This window comes from Bacillus sp. FSL L8-0528 (genome assembly GCF_038593085.1).
In the GTDB taxonomy this organism is placed as follows: domain Bacteria; phylum Bacillota; class Bacilli; order Bacillales; family Bacillaceae; genus Bacillus; species Bacillus paralicheniformis.
This window is the reverse complement of sequence record NZ_CP151961.1, coordinates 78,056-97,500: the sequence shown is the minus strand read 5'-3', so window position 1 is coordinate 97,500 and position 19,445 is coordinate 78,056. Positions and strand designations below refer to the sequence as shown.

The following is a 19,445-nucleotide window of genomic DNA, read 5'->3' as shown; positions in this document are numbered from 1 at the left end:
CTTTCTCTTCCTCCGGGTACTTAGATGTTTCAGTTCCCCGGGTCTGCCTTCTCATATCCTATGAATTCAGATATGGATACTGCTCCATTACGAGCAGTGGGTTTCCCCATTCGGAAATCTCCGGATCAAAGCTTGCTTACAGCTCCCCGAAGCATATCGGTGTTCGTCCCGTCCTTCATCGGCTCCTAGTGCCAAGGCATCCACCGTGCGCCCTTTCTAACTTAACCGTTAAAAAGAATCACTACGTGATATCTTGCATTACAATTGAATGTGAATGTCTACTTTCGTTATCTAGTTTTCAAAGAACACGCTTTGAAGGAATGATCCTTCAAAACTAAACAAGATCTAAACGCACCTGTCTATAAGACCGCAAGGTCTTATATTCCGTATAATATCCTTAGAAAGGAGGTGATCCAGCCGCACCTTCCGATACGGCTACCTTGTTACGACTTCACCCCAATCATCTGTCCCACCTTCGGCGGCTGGCTCCAAAAGGTTACCTCACCGACTTCGGGTGTTACAAACTCTCGTGGTGTGACGGGCGGTGTGTACAAGGCCCGGGAACGTATTCACCGCGGCATGCTGATCCGCGATTACTAGCGATTCCAGCTTCACGCAGTCGAGTTGCAGACTGCGATCCGAACTGAGAACAGATTTGTGGGATTGGCTTAGCCTCGCGGCTTCGCTGCCCTTTGTTCTGCCCATTGTAGCACGTGTGTAGCCCAGGTCATAAGGGGCATGATGATTTGACGTCATCCCCACCTTCCTCCGGTTTGTCACCGGCAGTCACCTTAGAGTGCCCAACTGAATGCTGGCAACTAAGATCAAGGGTTGCGCTCGTTGCGGGACTTAACCCAACATCTCACGACACGAGCTGACGACAACCATGCACCACCTGTCACTCTGCCCCCGAAGGGGAAGCCCTATCTCTAGGGTTGTCAGAGGATGTCAAGACCTGGTAAGGTTCTTCGCGTTGCTTCGAATTAAACCACATGCTCCACCGCTTGTGCGGGCCCCCGTCAATTCCTTTGAGTTTCAGTCTTGCGACCGTACTCCCCAGGCGGAGTGCTTAATGCGTTTGCTGCAGCACTAAAGGGCGGAAACCCTCTAACACTTAGCACTCATCGTTTACGGCGTGGACTACCAGGGTATCTAATCCTGTTCGCTCCCCACGCTTTCGCGCCTCAGCGTCAGTTACAGACCAGAGAGTCGCCTTCGCCACTGGTGTTCCTCCACATCTCTACGCATTTCACCGCTACACGTGGAATTCCACTCTCCTCTTCTGCACTCAAGTTCCCCAGTTTCCAATGACCCTCCCCGGTTGAGCCGGGGGCTTTCACATCAGACTTAAGAAACCGCCTGCGCGCGCTTTACGCCCAATAATTCCGGACAACGCTTGCCACCTACGTATTACCGCGGCTGCTGGCACGTAGTTAGCCGTGGCTTTCTGGTTAGGTACCGTCAAGGTACCGCCCTATTCGAACGGTACTTGTTCTTCCCTAACAACAGAGTTTTACGATCCGAAAACCTTCATCACTCACGCGGCGTTGCTCCGTCAGACTTTCGTCCATTGCGGAAGATTCCCTACTGCTGCCTCCCGTAGGAGTCTGGGCCGTGTCTCAGTCCCAGTGTGGCCGATCACCCTCTCAGGTCGGCTACGCATCGTTGCCTTGGTGAGCCGTTACCTCACCAACTAGCTAATGCGCCGCGGGTCCATCTGTAAGTGGTAGCTAAAAGCCACCTTTTATAATTGAACCATGCGGTTCAATCAAGCATCCGGTATTAGCCCCGGTTTCCCGGAGTTATCCCAGTCTTACAGGCAGGTTACCCACGTGTTACTCACCCGTCCGCCGCTGACCTAAGGGAGCAAGCTCCCGTCGGTCCGCTCGACTTGCATGTATTAGGCACGCCGCCAGCGTTCGTCCTGAGCCAGGATCAAACTCTCCATGAAGTTTGATAATGACTACGCACAATAAATGTGCGATTTATTTAATGAATTAACAGGTACGTTTTGTCTTGTTTAGTTTTCAAAGATCATTATTAAAGCGACTTTTATATTATATCCAATATCGGATATTAAGTCAAGAACTTTTTTTAAGTTCTTTTTTTCTTTCGCCGCCGTTTTGCGGCAACGAATAATAATATACCACCGTATTTATGATTGTGCAATACTTTTTTGAGAAAAAATTTAATTTGTTTTAAATGGGCAGCAGCCGCTTGTTACGCGGCTGCTGCACGAAAGTCAACTAACGATGTCTCATTTGCGGGAATAGTAAAACGTCCCTGATTGAAGGAGAATTCGTCAAAAGCATAATCAGTCTGTCGATGCCGATTCCAAGGCCGCCGGTAGGAGGCATTCCGTACTCCAGCGCTTCGACAAAGTCTTCATCCATCATATGCGCTTCATCGTTTCCTTCTTCACGTTCTTTTAATTGCGCTTCAAAGCGTTCTTTTTGGTCGATAGGATCATTTAATTCAGTAAATGCATTCGCGTGCTCACGGCCCACGATAAACAGCTCAAAACGGTCCGTAAATCGAGGGTCTTCAGGATTTTTCTTAGCCAGAGGAGAAATCTCCACAGGGTGTCCGTATATAAAAGTAGGCTGAATCAACGTTTCTTCAACTTTTTGCTCGAAGAATTCATTAATGATATGTCCAACTGACATGCCTTCAGAAATTTCAATTCCGTGTTCTTTGGCATATGCTCTTGCTTCTTCTACCGATACTTCTTTCCAGAAGTCTACACCGGTGGCTTCTTTAACAGCATCGACCATATGGAGTCTCTTCCATTCAGGCTTGAGGTCGACTTCATAATCTCCATATTGAACGGTCGTAGTGCCGAGCACTTCTTGTGCAATATGAGCAATGAGATTTTCCGTCAATCTCATAATATCCTTATAGTCAGCATAAGCTTCGTAAAGTTCGATCATCGTAAATTCAGGATTGTGCCGTGTGGAGACCCCTTCATTTCGGAATACACGTCCGATTTCATAGACTTTTTCCAACCCGCCGACGATCAGCCTTTTCAAATGGAGCTCGATAGCGATCCTCATGTAAAGCGGCATATCCAGCGCATTATGATGTGTAATGAACGGACGGGCAGATGCGCCACCCGGAATCGCGTGCATCGTAGGCGTTTCAACTTCTAAGTATCCGTGGTCATCTAAGTATCTTCTCATGGATTGAATGATTTTGCTTCGTGTAATAAACGTATTTTTGCTTTCCGGATTTACGATCAAATCCAAATAACGCTGACGGTAGCGCTGCTCGATGTCCTTTAATCCATGATATTTGTCCGGAAGCGGACGAAGGGCTTTTGTCAATAAATCAAAAGATGTTGCTTTTACAGACAATTCGCCTACATTCGTTTTAAACATGACGCCTGTAACGCCGACGATGTCCCCGAGGTCAGAGCTTTTAAACCATTCGTACTGCTCTTCACCGACACTGTCTTTTCTGACATAGATCTGAATCTGGCCCTTTAAATCCTGAATATGCGCGAATCCCGCTTTCCCTTTTCCGCGCTTTGTCATCATCCGGCCGGCAATCGTTACTTCAATTGCTTTTTCCTCTAATTCTTCTTTTGAGAATTCATTATACGACTCAATGAGATCAGTTGATTGATGGGTGCGATCAAAACGCTGTCCGAAAGGATCTTTTCCGCTTTCTCTCAACTGATTCATTTTATCGCGTCTGACTTGCAGCTGGTCGTTTAATTCTTCATGGTTATGCTCTTCATGGCTCATCATATATCACTCCGTTACTTTTAGTCTTTCAGGAAAAAAGCAGAAAAACTGCCAGTGAAAACTGGCAGTGAGCAGAGGTCGGATTTATCCTACTTTTGCATCCTGAAGCTCTTTTGCCTCGGCTTCAATCGTAAACGCGTCTAAAAGCTGAACGAGCTCATCTCTCGTTTCGCAATGGTTGATTTCATTCCGGACCTTTGCGTTTCCTCTTATGCCTTTTAGATACCAGGCTGCGTGCTTTCTCATTTCGCGAACCGCAACATTTTCGCCTTTCAGCCCGATTAATCGGTCAAGGTGAAGTTTGCAGACAGAAATTTTCTCACGCACTTTCGGCTCATCTTTCAATTCGCCTGTTTCCAAATAGTGAACCGTACGGTAAATCATCCACGGGTTACCCAGCGCTGCACGGCCGATCATGACGCCGTCCACCCCTGTTTCATCAAGCATGCGTTTTGCATCTTGCGGAGTTTTGACATCACCGTTTCCGATTACAGGGATTGAAACGGACTGCTTCACTTCTTTGATAATATCCCAGTTCGCCGTTCCTTCGTACATTTGCACGCGGGTCCGTCCGTGAAGAGCGACCGCTTTTCCGCCTGCTCGTTCTACAGCTCTCGCATTCTCAACAGCAAAGATATGGTCTTCGTCCCAACCCATTCTCATTTTCACGGTCACAGGCTTGTCAACAGCCTCCACGACAGCTGAAACCATTTCATAAATTTTATTCGGATCAAGCAGCCATTTGGCTCCTGCATCACATTTTGTGATCTTTGGCACTGGACATCCCATGTTTATATCAATAATATCCGCAGTTGTGTTTTGGTCAACAAACTTCGCCGCTTCGACAAGCGTTTCTTTTTCTCCGCCGAAGATCTGCAGGCTGAGCGGTTTTTCACGTTCATCGATATAAAGCATTCCCATCGTTTTCGCATTATTGTAAAGGATCGCCTTATCGCTGACCATTTCGGCGCAGACCAAACCCGCTCCGAATTCCTTAACCGTCAAGCGGAAGGCTGAGTTGCAGACACCGGCCATCGGCGCGAGCACAACCCTGTTTTTTAATTCTATATCACCGATTTTAAACATTTTTAGTCCTCCTTTCTTATTCTTCTGATGGAGATAGTTCCTCCACTGTTATATTTAAAGTATTGGCTACATCCCTGAGCATGCTCTCCGTCGGCATACGATTCCCGCGTTCTACTTCACCAAGCACAGAAACGGATATACCCAATGCTTTGGCAAACCCTTCTTGAGTATAACCCTTCAGCTTTCGATATGCACGAATTCGTCTACCCCAGATTTCTGCTTCCATACTCTTACACCTTCTTGATTTTTTGCATGATTGACAGCTCCCTCAAGATCCGGATAAATCTCCAGCAGCGGGATGAGTACAAACAAACGTTCATGCATTCTAGGATGAGGAACGATAAGTTGCTCTGTCTCAATATTTTCACGATTATACAACAAAATGTCAAGGTCTGCAGTCCTCGGCCCCCATCTAATGTCGCGTTTGCGGCCGAGTTCTTTTTCAATACGCTGAGTCAAATCGAGCAATTCAAACGGTGAAAGAGATGTTTTAACAGCTGCAGCCATGTTTAAAAATAGATCTTGGTCTGTATAACCGACAGGATCAGTTTCGTAAATTGACGAGATGTCTGTCACCTCTACAGACGGATGTTGATGGAGGAGAGAGACAGCTTTTTTTAAATATTCTTCCCGCCGGCCGATATTCGAGCCGAGCGCTATATATGCCGTGTTGTTCATTTTCGCTTTCTCGTCATCTCGATGGCCACCGATTTATAGTGTCCCGGTATAGGCGGATCAGGCTTCACGACTTTAACCGTACATTCCTGAACCGCTTCAAAATTCTCCAGCACTTGTGCGGCAATCGTTTCCGCGAGGGTCTCCACAAGGTTGACCGGCTCTCCCTCCACAACCTCTTTGCACAGCTTATACAGCTCTGCATAATTAATGGTGGCCTCAATATTATCCGTTTTCCCGGCTTCGCTTAAATCTAGAAATGCTGTCAGATCAACGCGGAATCTCTGGCCGAGTTTGTTTTCTTCTTTGAAAACACCGTGATATCCGTAAAACTCCATGCCCTCTACATGCACTTTATCGATGATAAACGCCTCCTTTATCAATCATGGCATCCATCATTTTTGCCATCCTGGAGATTTGCTTGACGTCATGCACCCTGACGATATCGCACCCCTTTTGAATACCGAGGCATACTGTCGCCCCCGTGCCTTCCGCTCTTTCTTCAGGCGGCAGATCCAGGACTCGGCCGATAAATTTTTTTCGTGACGTCCCCAATAAAACCGGGTATCCCGGTTCGCTGAACTTCTCGAGCTGATTCATGACCGCCAAATTGTCATGATACGTTTTGGCAAAGCCGATGCCGGGATCAAGTACGATGTGATGATCCTGAACGCCTGCTGATTTTGCAATGCTCACACATTCCATCAAATCAGACAGCATGTCCGGGATCAAATCCTTATAATTCCGTTCCTCGCGGTTATGCATCAAGATAATCGGCACATTATGAGCGGCCGCAACTCGGGCCATGTCAGGATCTGCTTTTGCTCCCCAGACATCATTGATGATGGCTGCACCGGCCTTAATGGCTTCATCTGCCACTTGCGCTTTATAAGTGTCAACGGAAATCGGGACGTCGATTTCCTGAACAAGTTTTTCAATTACAGGTATGACTCTTGACAGCTCTTCATCAAGAGAAACCTTTTCCGCCCCCGGCCTCGTCGATTCTCCTCCGATATCAAGGATATGGGCGCCGTCTTCGATCATTTGTTTTGCATGAATGACGGCGCGATCGATGCTGTTATATTTTCCGCCGTCTGAAAAAGAATCGGGCGTCACATTTAAAATTCCCATGATCAATGTTTTATCTTCATAAGACAACGTGTATTGCTTTGCGATCAGTTGCTTTGAACGCACCGCTGTTTGAAGCGCCATATCCTTCACCCTTTAACTCAAATATTCTTTTGCTGCTTTCCTATCATTAGTGTATGCCTCTTGCAGACGTTTCGACAAATTTCCATCCTTTCCCGGAAATTCAGTGCTGCCGATTCTCCGGAATGGAACGATTTCCTGAACGGAATTGGTCATCCATGCTTCGTCCGCAAAGAGAAGCTCTTCCAAGGGGTATACCCCCTCTATGACTTCGATTCCCATATCTGCAAGGCGCTCGATGACGTAGCGGCGTGTGACACCGCCTAATATGCCGGTATCAAGAGAAGGTGTATACACACAGCTGCCTTTCCGCCAAAAAACGTTGGAAATAATTCCTTCAGCTACAGCTCCGCCTTCGGTAAGAAAAATCCCTTCTTTGGCCGCGTCATGTCCGAGCTCCCTTTTTCCGTACAAATTATTTAAAAAGTGATGCGATTTCAAGCGGAACGGACCCTCTGGCGTATTGCGGCGGACCTGCAAGATGACGCCCTCCTTTTCAGCCGGAACGGATGCAGGCTGAAAAGGATTCATCATCACCATGACGCCGGGATTTTTGTATGAATCAGGAAAAAGGCCGGGGCCGCCGGGACCGGCGGATATATTTAGCCGGACCCTCGCATCCAGATTCTGCGGCTGATTCAACTGAAGCAGCCTGTCAAGAATGACAAGCACTTCGCTTTTTGTCAGCTCAAGCTCAATTTTCAGCTGTTCCAAAGCGTTGTTCAATCTGTCCATATGCCAGTCTAAAAGGAAGGGCTTCCCTTCATAAAGCCGGAACGTTTCGAATACCCCGACTCCGTATAAAAAACCATGGTCAAAAGGAGAAAGTCTTGCTTCCTCCTCCTTTACATATTGACCGTTCAGGTAAATGATCATGCGTTCACTTTCTTTCGGTAAGTCTCAATAAAATTCTTCAGCATCTCTTTTCCGTAAGCGGTCATAATCGACTCTGGATGGAACTGAACGCCTTCAACCGGCAGTTCTTTATGCCTGATGGCCATAATCTCCCCTTCTTCCGTCCAAGCCGATGTCTCAAAACAATCGGGCAGTGTATCCGGTTTGACGATCAAAGAATGATACCTCGTGGCCGTGAGCGGATGTTCCAGGCCTTTAAAAACCGTCAGCCCGTCGTGCGAAATCTCGGAAGTTTTCCCATGCATTAGCCGCTCTGCCCTGACGACATCGCCGCCGAAAACCTGGGCGATCGACTGGTGTCCGAGGCAAACCCCGAAAATCGGTATCTTCCCGGCAAAATGGCGGATCGCTTCAAGGCTGATCCCGGCCTCATCCGGACTGCAAGGCCCGGGAGAAATCATCAAAAAGTCAGGCGACATGTCCTCTATTTCCTGAAGGGTGATCTCATCGTTCCGCTTGACGACCAACTCCTCGCCAAGCCCGCCTAAATACTGAACCAAGTTGTACGTAAACGAATCGTAATTGTCGATCATTAGAATCATATCTCAGCTCTCCTCTGCTCTTTTTTCTCTTCTTCACTCAACTGCAGCGCCTTTTTCATCGCCAGGGTCTTTTTAATTGACTCTTTATATTCATGCCTAGGATTTGAATCGATGACGATTCCCGCTCCCGACTGCATGAACGCCTGGCCCGCTTTCACATAAATCGTTCGGATGACGATATTAAAGTGCATATCCTGATTATATCCGAACCACCCTATAGAACCAGTATAAAGCCCCCGTCTCGTTGGCTCAAGCTCCTCAATAATTTCCATCGTTCTGACTTTCGGCGCTCCGGTGATCGTACCTCCGGGAAACACGGCATGGATGACATCAACGGCATCGCATTCATCCCTTAGTTCACCGCACACATTTGAGACAATATGCATGACGTGGGAATACTTCTCAATCACCATGAATTCATCGACCCGGACCGAACCGTACTTGGAGACCCTGCCGAGGTCATTACGCTCTAAATCAACGAGCATCACATGTTCGGCGCGCTCTTTTTCATTCATGATCAATTCGTTCGCGAGCGCTTCATCCTCCGCTTCATCCGCCCCGCGGGATCGCGTTCCGGCAATCGGCCTTGTTTCAAGCCTGGTGCCCTTTTTCTTAATGAGCAGTTCAGGCGACCCGCAGATGATTTGAAAATCCGGGGTTTCCAAGTAGGCCATGTACGGCGAAGGGTTGATTTCTCTTAACATCTTATACACCTCATAAGGAGGCGCAGAAAGGCGCTCCGACTGGCGAACAGAAAGATTCACCTGAAATACGTCACCGCTTGCGATGTATTGCTTCACTTTCTCAACAGCCTGAGAAAAGCCGGCTTCTGTAAATGAGGCCGCGAATGCCGGGCCTTTGTTATCATTCGGCTGATGACCTCCAGCGGCCTTCGGATGTTCCGTCTTCCACATTTGCTCAAGCCTGTCCAATTTCTCTTCCGCAGCGGCCGGCGTTTCTTCATCAGTGTGGGTAATCACCCAAAGCTGCTGCTGCTCATGGTCATAGACGGCTATATCATCAAATACGAGAAAGAATAAATCCGGCGTTTGCAGATCATCGATAGACAGGATTTTGAATTTCTCAATATATCGGGCATAGTCATAGCTTAGAAAACCGACAGCCCCGCCCTGAAAGTCGGGAAAATCTGCAACCGTCTCCGTTTTCAGCGTTTCAAACCACTGAGAAAACTGCCGAAACGGATCCCCCTCTTTGAATATGATGTCCCCTTTGTATTGAATCGTCGTAATTCCGTCTTTCCCTTTTGCTATTGCGACAGGGTCGAGCCCGACTATGCTGTATTCTCCGCCTCTCGCACTTTCGAGCAGAACGCGGTATTGCTTTCCTTTCGACAGGCTTTCAAATTGCTCTAAAAACCGTTGATTGGAAAATGGGAACGCTCTGGCTACAGGCCTTCGTTGTCTCATCATATCATTCCTCTGCCGTTAGTCTAATGTCCTTATTGTAATGCATATCTTTTTTCTAGGAAAAGAGAATTTCATTTCCAATATAGAAAAAAGTCCTTGAGCATGTTCACTCAAGGACACCGAGCTTTTAAAAGGGCTTCGCCCGTGAAAAACAAAAGGCCGCCGACATTGTCGGCAGCCTCCCGTTTCAACTGGAGCCTATTCAAATTGATAAAGAGGCGTGCTTAAGTATCTCTCTCCGTTACTAGGAAGCACAGCGAGAACTTTTTTGCCTTTCCCAAGCTTTTTAGCGACTTGAAGAGCAGCATAGATCGCCGCGCCCGAAGAAATTCCTCCGAGAATTCCTTCTTCTCTTGCCGCTTTACGGGCAAATTCAAAGGCTTCTTCGTTTTTCACTGTGATGATTTCATCGTAAATTTCCGTATTCAAGATTTTCGGAACGAATCCCGCTCCGATTCCCTGAATTTTGTGCGGACCTGGTTTTCCACCGGAAAGAACAGGAGAATCAGTCGGTTCCACCGCGAAAATCTTGATGGACGGATTTTTTTCTTTCAGGACTTCTCCGGCACCCGTTATCGTTCCGCCGGTTCCGATGCCTGCAATGAATGCATCTAAACCGTCTCCGAATTGTTCGGCAATTTCTTTTCCAGTTGTGCGGCGGTGAACTTCTGAGTTCGCAGGGTTGTTAAATTGCTGAGGCATAAAATAGCCGTGTTCCTCAGCCAGTTCTTCCGCTTTTTTAATCGCGCCTTTCATTCCTTCTGCACCCGGAGTCAGCACAAGCTCAGCTCCATATGCACGCAGAAGGTTGCGGCGCTCAGAACTCATTGTATCAGGCATAACAAGAATCGCTTTGATGCCTTTCGCTGCAGCGACCATGGCAAGTCCGATTCCCGTATTTCCGCTGGTCGGTTCAATCAGTGTATCTCCTTCTTTCAGAAGGCCTTTCTCTTCAGCGTCTTCTATCATGGCAAGCGCAATCCGGTCTTTTACGCTGCTTCCAGGGTTCATATACTCCAGTTTCACATATACTTCAGCACTGTCTTCATCAACTAGTCGATTTAATTTAACGACAGGTGTATTTCCGATTAAGTCATAAACAGAGTTTGCAACGCGAACCATTTGAACACCTCAATTTCCGAGTAATTTTATTGGGATTATATCTAATTTATCAATATCAAAATATTTTGTCAATCTTTATTTTTCATCATAAAACCAAGATACTTTCGCATCTTTCCAAAGTGTCTTCACCGAAGCTTTGTCGCCTAATTGATCCATCGCGATCTGCCTTCTGATTTGATCTTTCACTTCGCTGTAAGTGAAAGCTTGCCCCGGGAGCTTTTCTTTGAGCTGGATGATTGCATAGCCCTGGCTCGTTTTTAGCGGTTCATCCACCCATTGATTTTCCTTTAGCTGCTGAGCTTTCTCTAAATATTCGGCCGGAATGTTTTCGTGCTGATCATTGACGAACCCGAGGTCGCCGCCGTAAGGAGCCGTGTACCGGTCAGTCGAGTGTTCAGCCGCGGCCGCTTCAAAGCTGGATCCTTCTTTCAGCTCTTTAAGAACTTGTTCTGCTTCGTCTTTATCCTTGACAACGATATGCTTGAGGCGATAAGAATCATCGAATTTATATAAATCCTTATTTTTGTTATAGAATGACTTCAATTCGCTGTCAGAAATCACAATATCTTTTGTCAGAAGCTCTTCAAGAAGAATATTATGCTTGATCTGCTCTTTCCATTCTTTTTCTGTCGTATCTTCGTCTTCGTAGAAGGAATTGTATACAGCTTTAATCAGCAGAAATTCTCTTTCAATGTCCTCATCAGACACTTTGATCTTATTTTTTTCGGCCATTTGGGTGACAACGCGGTCGTTGATCATATCTTCAAGCGTTGATTTTCCGTAGCGCTCTTCCATTTCGCTCAGCCATTCTTCACGCGTTATGCCGTTTTTTCCGATATGTGCAATGACTTCTTGAGCGGACGGTGAAGAAGCTGTCTGCGATTTCGTCAGAACATACGCGATCACGATACAATTGACAAAAATCGCACCTAAAATAATCGGCCAAAGTGTTCTTGATTTCAATATGGTGTCTCCCCTTTCCCCATTGTAAAAGACCCGCTACTGCATAGCGGGCTTATATTTCATCTCGAAGCGCTTCAAGCTCTTCCTTTGTAAACAGATACTTTTCATTGCAAAAATGGCATTGAGCCTCAGCTTGGCCATCTTCATCAATCATCTGTTGAATTTCATCTTTGCCAAGACCGATGATGCCTCTTGCGAAACGCTCTTTTGAACAATTGCATGTAAACCGGACAGGAACGGTTTCCAGTATTTCCGGTTCTTCTCCCAATACCGCAGCCAGCACTTCCTCAGGTGACAGACCTTTCTGAATCAGCTTTGAAATGGGCTCCACTTGAGAAAGGTTTGTTTCAAGCTTCGTGATGGTTTCATCGTCTGTGCCCGGCAGCAGCTGAAGGATAAATCCGCCTGCAGCTAAAATCGTATTGTCGGGGTTGACGAGCACCCCTACACCCACCGAAGAAGGAACCTGTTCAGAAGATACGAGATAATATGTAAAATCCTCGCCGATTTCTCCGGAAACGATCTCAACCTGGCCTGTAAATAAATCGCGGAGACCGAGATCCTTTACTACGCTTAGTGTGCCGGACGTGCCGACGGCTCTTCTGACGTCCAGTTTGCCGTGTTCATTTAAGTCAAAATGAACGTGCGGATTGGACACGTAGCCCCTGACATCTCCTTTTGCATTTCCGTCAGCGACAATCGCGCCGATCGGTCCGCCTCCTTCAATCTTGACGGTAAGCTTGTCTTCGCCTTTCAGCATGGCACCGAGCATGACAGCCGCCGTCATCGTTCTTCCTAAAGCGGCGGAAGCGGTAGGCCATGTGTTATGCCTTCTTTGGGCTTCATGAATCGTTTCTGTTGTATTCGCTGCATATGCTCTCACTTTGCCGTCATATGCGATGGCTTTCACTAAATAATCCATACCTCATCCTCCTATACACTTTCAACACGATTCCGTTCATAAATAAGCTCTAGTCCCTTCAATGTAAGGAACGGGTCAACGATATCGATGCAGCCCGATTCGTCTGCTATCAATGAAGCAAGACCGCCCGTCGCAATGACTTTCGGATTTTTCTTGGACTGCCATTTCATCCGTTTGACAATGCCTTCAACCTGTCCGACATAACCGTAAAGGATTCCGGACTGCATCGCGCTGACCGTACTTTTGCCGACAATATGATCAGGCCGTGCAATTTCAATTCTGGGAAGCTTGGCAGCTCTCGAATAAAGCGCTTCAGTTGAAATCGTGATGCCCGGCGCGATCGCACCGCCCATGTACTCCTTGCGCTCGTTAATATAACAGTACGTCGTAGCGGTTCCAAAATCAACGACAATCAGGGGGCTCCCATAGAGATGAATAGCCGCCACTGCATTTACAATCCGGTCTGCTCCGACTTCTTTCGGATTGTCGTATTTTATGTTTAATCCTGTTTTCATTCCCGGACCGACAATCTGAGGCTCGATCTGAAAATATTTGATACACATTCTTTCGAGGGAGAACATGATCGGAGGTACAACTGATGAAATAATAATTCCTTCGATCTGGTCAAACATCAGTCCGACATAATCAAATAAAGAACGAAGAAGCATGCCGAATTCATCTTCCGTTTTATGGCGGCTTGTCTCAATCCGCCAATGATATTCGAGCTCTCCTTCGTGGTAGATGCCGAGGACGGTGTTTGTATTTCCCACATCTATAACAAGCAACATTCTGATCACCACTTTTGACTAGTTTCTCTTACTTGGGCATAAAACATTCTACCATCATACAATACACGATGCGGATTCTGTTTGTAAACGAATCAAATCGTAGTGAACAAAGATTTTCCAAAGAGGTTTTTTCAACCATAAAAAAAGAAAACTGCCAAAAGCAGAGCTTGGCAGTTTTCCTGAAGAGGCGGAAAAGAGTCGTTACTCTTTCTCATCCTCATTTTTTTCTTCGTCATCTCGTTTATTGATGTTGACTTTCACATCGTCTGTCTTTTCCTGATCATCCGAATATGTGCGATCAGGAAGTCTTCCGTGCTCAGACAAATGTTTGATTTGCTCAGCGTCGAGCGTTTCAACTTCCAGCAATGTTTGAGCGATCAGCTCAAGTTTGTCGCGATTTTCAGTAAGGATTGTTTTTGCACGTTCATAACATTCCTTAATGAAGCGCTGAATTTCTTTATCGATTTCATACGCAATCGCGTCGCTGTAGTTTTGGTCATTGTTAAAATCGCGTCCCAAGAACACTTGCCCGCCTTGCGATTGTCCGAATTGAAGAGGACCGAGCTTTTCAGACATACCGAATTCAGTTACCATTCGTCTGGCAATGCCTGTAGCGCGCTGGAAGTCGTTATGGGCACCCGTGCTGACCTCACCGAAGATGATTTCTTCAGCTACACGGCCTCCAAGCAAGCCGACGATCTTATCGAGAAGTTCGGGTTTGGTTTGGAAATAACGGTCTTCCTTAGGAAGCATGACGGCGTATCCGCCCGCTTGACCGCGCGGTACGATCGTTACTTTATGCACCATATCCGCTTCATCCAAGACAAGTCCGATTACGGTGTGTCCCGCCTCGTGATAAGCCACGATATTGCGTTCTTTTTTCGAAATCACCCTGCTTTTCTTTGCAGGTCCGGCGATGACGCGGTCTGTCGCTTCATCGATGTCTCGCATATCGATCTTTTTCTTATCTTGACGCGCCGCTACGAGAGCCGCTTCATTTAGAAGGTTTTCAAGGTCTGCACCTGAGAATCCAGGCGTACGCATCGCGATCGCTTTTAAGTTTACGGATTCATCAAGCGGCTTGTTTCTTGCGTGTACTTGAAGTACAGCTTCACGGCCTTTAACATCTGGGCGGTCAACTGTAATTTGACGGTCAAAACGTCCCGGACGCAGCAATGCAGGGTCTAAAATATCGGCGCGGTTTGTCGCAGCGATAATGATGATTCCTTCATTGGCGCTGAATCCGTCCATTTCAACAAGAAGCTGGTTGAGCGTCTGTTCACGTTCATCGTGTCCTCCGCCAAGACCTGCTCCCCGCTGACGTCCGACAGCATCAATTTCATCGATGAAAATCAGACACGGTGCATTTTTCTTGGCGTTTTCGAACAAGTCGCGAACACGTGATGCACCAACCCCGACGAACATTTCAACGAAGTCAGATCCGCTGATGCTGAAGAAAGGCACCCCTGCTTCACCGGCACAAGCTTTCGCCAACAATGTTTTACCAGTACCCGGAGGTCCGACCAAAAGCACGCCTTTTGGAATCCTTGCTCCGAGTTCGGCGAATTTGCGGGGATCCTTGAGGAAATCAACGACTTCCACAAGCTCTTGCTTTTCTTCATCCGCTCCTGCCACATCTTTGAATTTGACGCGTTTCTTTTCTTCTGTATAGAGCTTCGCCTTGCTTTTTCCAAAGTTCATAACACGGCTTCCGCCGCCTTGAGCCTGATTAAGCAGGAAGAAGAAAAGAATGAAGATAATAACAAAAGGGATGATGGTGGTAAAGAACGTCATCCATCCATTTGCTTCCTGTGCAGGTTCTACTTGTATCTTCGTTTTTTTCACTTGATCAATGATTTGATCTGCCCCTTTTCCTTCAGGAACATGGGTCAGGAAATATTGATCTTTCTCATAGGTCGTCAGCTGCCCCCGAACCTCGTACACACCCCTGACAGGCTGGATGGAGACATTTTCAACCTTCCCGTTATCTAGGTTTGAAACAAAGTCACTATACGTCATATTTTCTGTTTTCGGATTTGCGGTTTGGAAGTAGCTCACAACTCCGATCACAACTAATAAAATAAGTAAATAAAAAATGGTATTACGGAAGACCCGATTCATTCCTTACCTCCTCCCACAGTAAGCACAACTATGTTCAATAGTATCATAGAAAATCGTTCCAATACAACAGATATCCCTTTCGCTAACAAGCCCGAATCAGCTCTCATAAACCGCAGGTTTCAGCACTCCGATGTACGGAAGGTTACGATAGCGTTCAGCATAATCGAGACCGTATCCGACAACGAAAGCATCAGGAACTTCAAAGCCGACGTAGTCCGCTTTGATATCCGCTTTTCGTCCGCTTGGTTTATCAAGAAGGGTTACGATCTTAATCGATTTTGCTTTGCGGTATCGGAAAAGCTCTACAAGATAACTCAAGGTCAGCCCACTGTCGATGATATCCTCAATAATTAAGATGTCACGGCCCTCTACAGATGTGTCTAAATCCTTAATGATTTTTACCTCTCCGGAAGAAACCGTTGAACTGCCGTAGCTTGATACATCCATGAAATCCATTTCCAAATATGTATCAATATGCTTCAAAAGATCAGCCATAAACGGCATGGCTCCCTTTAACACACCGATTGCCAGCGGAAACTTGCCGCTGTACTCTTCTGTCAGAGTCGCGCCCAGCTCCTTGACTTTCTTTTGGATCTCTTCTTCTGAGATCAAGATATTTTCAATATCCTGTTTCATTCTTTGCTAGCCCCCTACACTTTTCATGCTGTCTATATTGTAATACAATGCGATCATTGTTTGTAACATCAAGTTCCTCAAAAATGGTTTTTTTCAGACCAGGTATCCAAATAATGTTTCCAACCGCGTCTGTTACAATGGGCCAGCTGTCTCTTTTCGCAAGAGGCACTTTTTCATCAATAAATATATCTTTAACCTTTTTTGAGCCGTTCATCCCTTTAAGTTTGATTCGGTCTCCGTTTTGCCTTGTCCGTACATAAAGGGGAAATTGAACCTGCTTGGGACTTGTTGCAAAAACATCGTTTCCTTGCAGCTTCCGGGTTGAACCGGGTCCGCTCACATGAAGGGAGGAGCCGTCGGGAAGCATCAGTTCTTCTTCGTCTGCCCCGCTTATTTCATAATGATAGGAAACATTTTCACATTGTAAACGCTGAAATGTAAACAAACATGTATGATAAGATTTTGCAACTTTTAACCCATTCGGAAAATCAAGGGAACCGGATGGTCCACCTTGTGAAATCCAATCCAGAAACACTTGAATATGATGGGCTGAAAACGCTGATGGAACGTTTTCATAAAGATAGTTTAATATTAGATGAACTCCCCTTCTTTGTAAAGGCATAGGGAGCGCAAGAAGCCGATCGATGCTGATTTCGACACCGGAACTTGACTTGCTTGTGATTACTGTATTCATTTTGTCTTTCGTTAATGCCTGTAAGTATAATTCGTCTTCTGTCAGGAATTCACTGACGGATTGAAACCTTTTATGGACATCTTCCGACTCTTTCTTCAGAAAAGGGAGAACATGGTGCCTGAACCGGTTCCTGGTGTAATCATCCTCACTGTTGCTCGGATCGGTCCTATACGGTATTCGATTCTCTTTGCAGTAAGCCAAAAGATCATCCTTTGACAGCCTTAGAAACGGCCTGAGCAGCCAGCCGCTGTCAAAACGGCGCTTTGGCTGAATTCCGGCAAGCCCGAGCCCGACAGTGCCTTTTGCCATCTTCATCAGCATCGTTTCCACCTGATCATCTCCGTGATGAGCCAGAACCAGGTATTCAGCCCGGTGCCTTTTCATTAACTCTTGAAAAAACGCATACCGGCATTCTCTTGCAGCAGCCTGTTTATTCAGATTGTTTTCCGCGGCAAATGTCAGGACATCGATTTGCACCGCCTCGCATTGTATGCCTTCCGCCTCGCAGTAGTCCTGAACGAACCGCATATCACGCTCAGACTCTTCGCCTCTGAACATATGATCGACGTGTGCTGCAATCAGCGTCGCCGAGGCAGGAACCGTACGGTGCAGAGCATGCAGCAGCGCCATCGAATCAGGCCCGCCGGAGACACCTGCAACCAGTGTCGCTCCATCAAATGACAGTTCGTATTTTTTCATGAAATCTTCAATACTTTTCACAATGTCCTCCCACTAAGAGCAGGGTGTATTTCAAAAGATATAAATATCCTAACACTTTCAATCGGTCCCTGCAAAGAAGAGCTATCCGCCGGCAAAGCAGAACTAAATAAAAAAGAGAACGATATACGCAAAGTAAAGGGCAAGAACGCTTACGACGATCAGCAGTGTTTCAAAAACACCGCCGGATTTAGAACTGTTTCTTTGCTTTCTGCGCCCGCTCCTTAACCTTTGCTGCTGAGGCGTCCCCCGCTTATGCCGCGGGCCTTGAGACGGGGCGGATGCCGATGAAGAGCGGGCGGTTCTCGACTGGCGGCTGCTTTGCATTCGGGCCGGCCGGCCGATTTTCAGGAGGTCTCCCTTCATTTCATCAGCTGTTCGATAGCTTCCTTTTAAAGCAGAAGCAAGAACCGGCTTATACCGCTTTAAAAACGGATGTCCGTCGATGACTGACATAAGCTGTTCCTGAGGTCTTGCTGTCTTTTTAAATTCTTTTTTCACCGCACAGTTCACCATAATCATGGCGACTGAAAACAGATCATACGACGGCTCAGCCTTACGGGTTCCGAATTCCCAATAGCCTCTGTCAAAAAACTCAGTATATTCCTTGATTGCCCGGCCTTCTTTTGTCGTCCCGCCCACATCAATACAGCGAATTTGCGGCGGCGGGCCCGTCACGATTAAATTCTCGGGCTTTAAATCTCCAAACACCCATCCTTCGCGATGAATGGCCGACAGACTTGAGAGAAGCTGGCTGATCAGCACCGGAATCCATTCCTCGCCTTTTTCGTTTACATATCTTAAAAGAAGCGGACCTTCAATATATTCCATGACATAAAATGAGAGTTTTTTGCCCGCACCCGCAACCACCATGTCATCCACATCAAAAAAAGAAGGCCCCATTGCTTTTGCCTGGGCCTTTGAGAAAGATTTCAGAACATTCACTTCCGAGGTAATGGACAGGCTGTCATCGCTCACTTTTAATGCAACGCGGCCCTTTCCTGAATCGGCCAGATACACAACGCCATTCGCCCCTTTTCCAAGCTGTCTGATGATCTTGTAGGAATGATTGTTCCACTTTCCAACAACGGCTGCACCCGGCTTTAGACTAGCCGCCAAACTCGTCGAAGCGTTTTTCATCGTCTTCTAACATTCTCCTTCTTGAGCCGATTTTGTTAAAATGCTGAATCGCCTCTCGTATTGCGGGTCCTGTCGGCGTAATGCCGCCAGCTGAAAGCTTGGAAAATATTGAAGAAAGAGATTCAAACTTCGGGGTCCAATTGAGCACAAGCTCGACCTCTTGTTTTTTCCCGGGAAATATAAGCATCGCAAATTCGTTTTCGCCGATTCTTGAATTGAGACTGATGGAAAGGTCTATCAATGCTTCTTTAACGGTCGGCAGCTTCGGATTCATGCTCGCGCTTGTATCGACAAGAACCAATACATGAAGATGTACGGTCTCGCCGAGCTCGTCTACGACTTCCATAACTTCACCGCGTTTATCAGGAGGCAGTTCATCCATTTCGGTATGCTTGCCGAGAATTTGTTTGAGCTCACTATTGACAACGCCTTGAAGGGTTTGCGTCATCGCCTTTTTTGTCACCATTTGAACGGTCTGCGACAGCTGCGACGCGTAAACAACCTGGTGAACTCCCCCGCCTGCGAGAGCGATCCCTTCAACTTCTTTCATCGCCTCCTGATCCATTTCATGCTCGTCCATAATCCCAATCACATTCACGGTAATTCCCTGCTCCTTCGCAAAGGCGGCCATGGCCTGCGGGTCTTCGCCGCGGTTTGAACAGCCGTCCGTCAAAAGCAGGATTTGATTCAAATGCCCCTTTTTCATCGTTTTTATTCCTCCTGGACAAAGATATCTTGATTT

The 19,445-nt window shown here is 46.8% G+C and carries 18 protein-coding genes and 2 rRNA genes (1 of these 20 cut by a window edge); all 20 read right to left on the bottom strand.

Features of this window, described 5'->3' with window-relative positions:
- Positions 1-227, bottom strand: a 23S ribosomal RNA gene (locus MHI30_RS00510) (it extends 2,703 nt beyond the left edge of the window).
- A 174-nt stretch (positions 228-401) separates the two neighbouring features.
- Positions 402-1,951 (bottom strand): 16S ribosomal RNA (locus MHI30_RS00505).
- The 16S and 23S rRNA genes sit together here, the layout of an rRNA operon.
- 295 nt (positions 1,952-2,246) lie before the next feature.
- Positions 2,247-3,746 (bottom strand): lysine--tRNA ligase, encoded by a 1,500-nt coding sequence (lysS, locus tag MHI30_RS00500; protein ID WP_011197475.1) that lies wholly within the window; start codon positions 3,744-3,746, stop codon positions 2,247-2,249.
- 84 nt (positions 3,747-3,830) lie between these two features.
- On the bottom strand, positions 3,831-4,832 hold the full coding sequence (gene dusB / locus MHI30_RS00495) for a tRNA dihydrouridine synthase DusB (RefSeq protein WP_003178264.1): 1,002 nt from the start codon (positions 4,830-4,832) through the stop codon (positions 3,831-3,833).
- 16 nt (positions 4,833-4,848) lie between these two features.
- Entirely contained in the window at positions 4,849-5,058 is a 210-nt protein-coding gene (locus MHI30_RS00490) for a helix-turn-helix transcriptional regulator (RefSeq protein WP_003178262.1), read from the bottom strand.
- Positions 5,010-5,510 carry a 2-amino-4-hydroxy-6-hydroxymethyldihydropteridine diphosphokinase gene (folK, locus tag MHI30_RS00485; RefSeq protein ID WP_003178260.1) on the bottom strand — a complete coding sequence of 167 codons (501 nt, stop codon included), beginning with the start codon at positions 5,508-5,510 and terminating at the stop codon, positions 5,010-5,012. Before folK ends, MHI30_RS00490 begins: the two co-directional genes overlap by 49 nt.
- Positions 5,507-5,869, bottom strand: a complete 363-nt coding sequence (gene folB / locus MHI30_RS00480) for a dihydroneopterin aldolase (protein ID WP_025805876.1) — start codon at positions 5,867-5,869, stop codon at positions 5,507-5,509. The genes folK and folB overlap by 4 nt, the downstream gene beginning before the upstream one ends.
- Positions 5,862-6,719 carry a dihydropteroate synthase gene (gene folP / locus MHI30_RS00475; protein WP_003178255.1) on the bottom strand — a complete coding sequence of 286 codons (858 nt, stop codon included), beginning with the start codon at positions 6,717-6,719 and terminating at the stop codon, positions 5,862-5,864. The genes folB and folP overlap by 8 nt, the downstream gene beginning before the upstream one ends.
- A 12-nt stretch (positions 6,720-6,731) precedes the next feature.
- Positions 6,732-7,592 carry an aminodeoxychorismate lyase gene (gene pabC / locus MHI30_RS00470; protein WP_009330072.1) on the bottom strand — a complete coding sequence of 287 codons (861 nt, stop codon included), beginning with the start codon at positions 7,590-7,592 and terminating at the stop codon, positions 6,732-6,734.
- Positions 7,589-8,173 (bottom strand): aminodeoxychorismate/anthranilate synthase component II, encoded by a 585-nt coding sequence (pabA, locus tag MHI30_RS00465; RefSeq protein WP_075752628.1) that lies wholly within the window; start codon positions 8,171-8,173, stop codon positions 7,589-7,591. The genes pabC and pabA overlap by 4 nt, the downstream gene beginning before the upstream one ends.
- Positions 8,170-9,600 (bottom strand): anthranilate synthase component I family protein, encoded by a 1,431-nt coding sequence (locus MHI30_RS00460; RefSeq protein ID WP_075752634.1) that lies wholly within the window; start codon positions 9,598-9,600, stop codon positions 8,170-8,172. Before MHI30_RS00460 ends, pabA begins: the two co-directional genes overlap by 4 nt.
- 198 nt (positions 9,601-9,798) lie before the next feature.
- Entirely contained in the window at positions 9,799-10,722 is a 924-nt protein-coding gene (cysK, locus tag MHI30_RS00455) for a cysteine synthase A (RefSeq protein ID WP_075752626.1), read from the bottom strand.
- Positions 10,723-10,797: 75 nt separating this feature from the next.
- Positions 10,798-11,685, bottom strand: a complete 888-nt coding sequence (locus tag MHI30_RS00450; protein WP_075752624.1) for a peptidyl-prolyl cis-trans isomerase — start codon at positions 11,683-11,685, stop codon at positions 10,798-10,800.
- A 52-nt stretch (positions 11,686-11,737) separates the two neighbouring features.
- Positions 11,738-12,607: an Hsp33 family molecular chaperone HslO gene (gene hslO / locus MHI30_RS00445; RefSeq protein WP_075752622.1), complete on the bottom strand. Its 870-nt coding sequence runs from the start codon at positions 12,605-12,607 to the stop codon at positions 11,738-11,740.
- 11 nt (positions 12,608-12,618) lie between these two features.
- Positions 12,619-13,395 carry a type III pantothenate kinase gene (locus tag MHI30_RS00440; RefSeq protein ID WP_075752620.1) on the bottom strand — a complete coding sequence of 259 codons (777 nt, stop codon included), beginning with the start codon at positions 13,393-13,395 and terminating at the stop codon, positions 12,619-12,621.
- 201 nt (positions 13,396-13,596) lie between these two features.
- Positions 13,597-15,516 (bottom strand): ATP-dependent zinc metalloprotease FtsH, encoded by a 1,920-nt coding sequence (gene ftsH, locus MHI30_RS00435; protein ID WP_065644004.1) that lies wholly within the window; start codon positions 15,514-15,516, stop codon positions 13,597-13,599.
- Between the two features lie 96 nt (positions 15,517-15,612).
- Positions 15,613-16,152 (bottom strand): hypoxanthine phosphoribosyltransferase, encoded by a 540-nt coding sequence (hpt, locus tag MHI30_RS00430; protein ID WP_003178236.1) that lies wholly within the window; start codon positions 16,150-16,152, stop codon positions 15,613-15,615.
- On the bottom strand, positions 16,136-17,566 hold the full coding sequence (gene tilS / locus MHI30_RS00425) for a tRNA lysidine(34) synthetase TilS (RefSeq protein WP_075752618.1): 1,431 nt from the start codon (positions 17,564-17,566) through the stop codon (positions 16,136-16,138). Before tilS ends, hpt begins: the two co-directional genes overlap by 17 nt.
- Before the next feature lie 102 nt (positions 17,567-17,668).
- On the bottom strand, positions 17,669-18,703 hold the full coding sequence (locus MHI30_RS00420) for a serine/threonine protein kinase (protein ID WP_075752616.1): 1,035 nt from the start codon (positions 18,701-18,703) through the stop codon (positions 17,669-17,671).
- Positions 18,672-19,409 (bottom strand): VWA domain-containing protein, encoded by a 738-nt coding sequence (locus tag MHI30_RS00415; RefSeq protein ID WP_075752614.1) that lies wholly within the window; start codon positions 19,407-19,409, stop codon positions 18,672-18,674. Before MHI30_RS00415 ends, MHI30_RS00420 begins: the two co-directional genes overlap by 32 nt.
- Positions 19,410-19,445 lie beyond the last annotated feature (36 nt).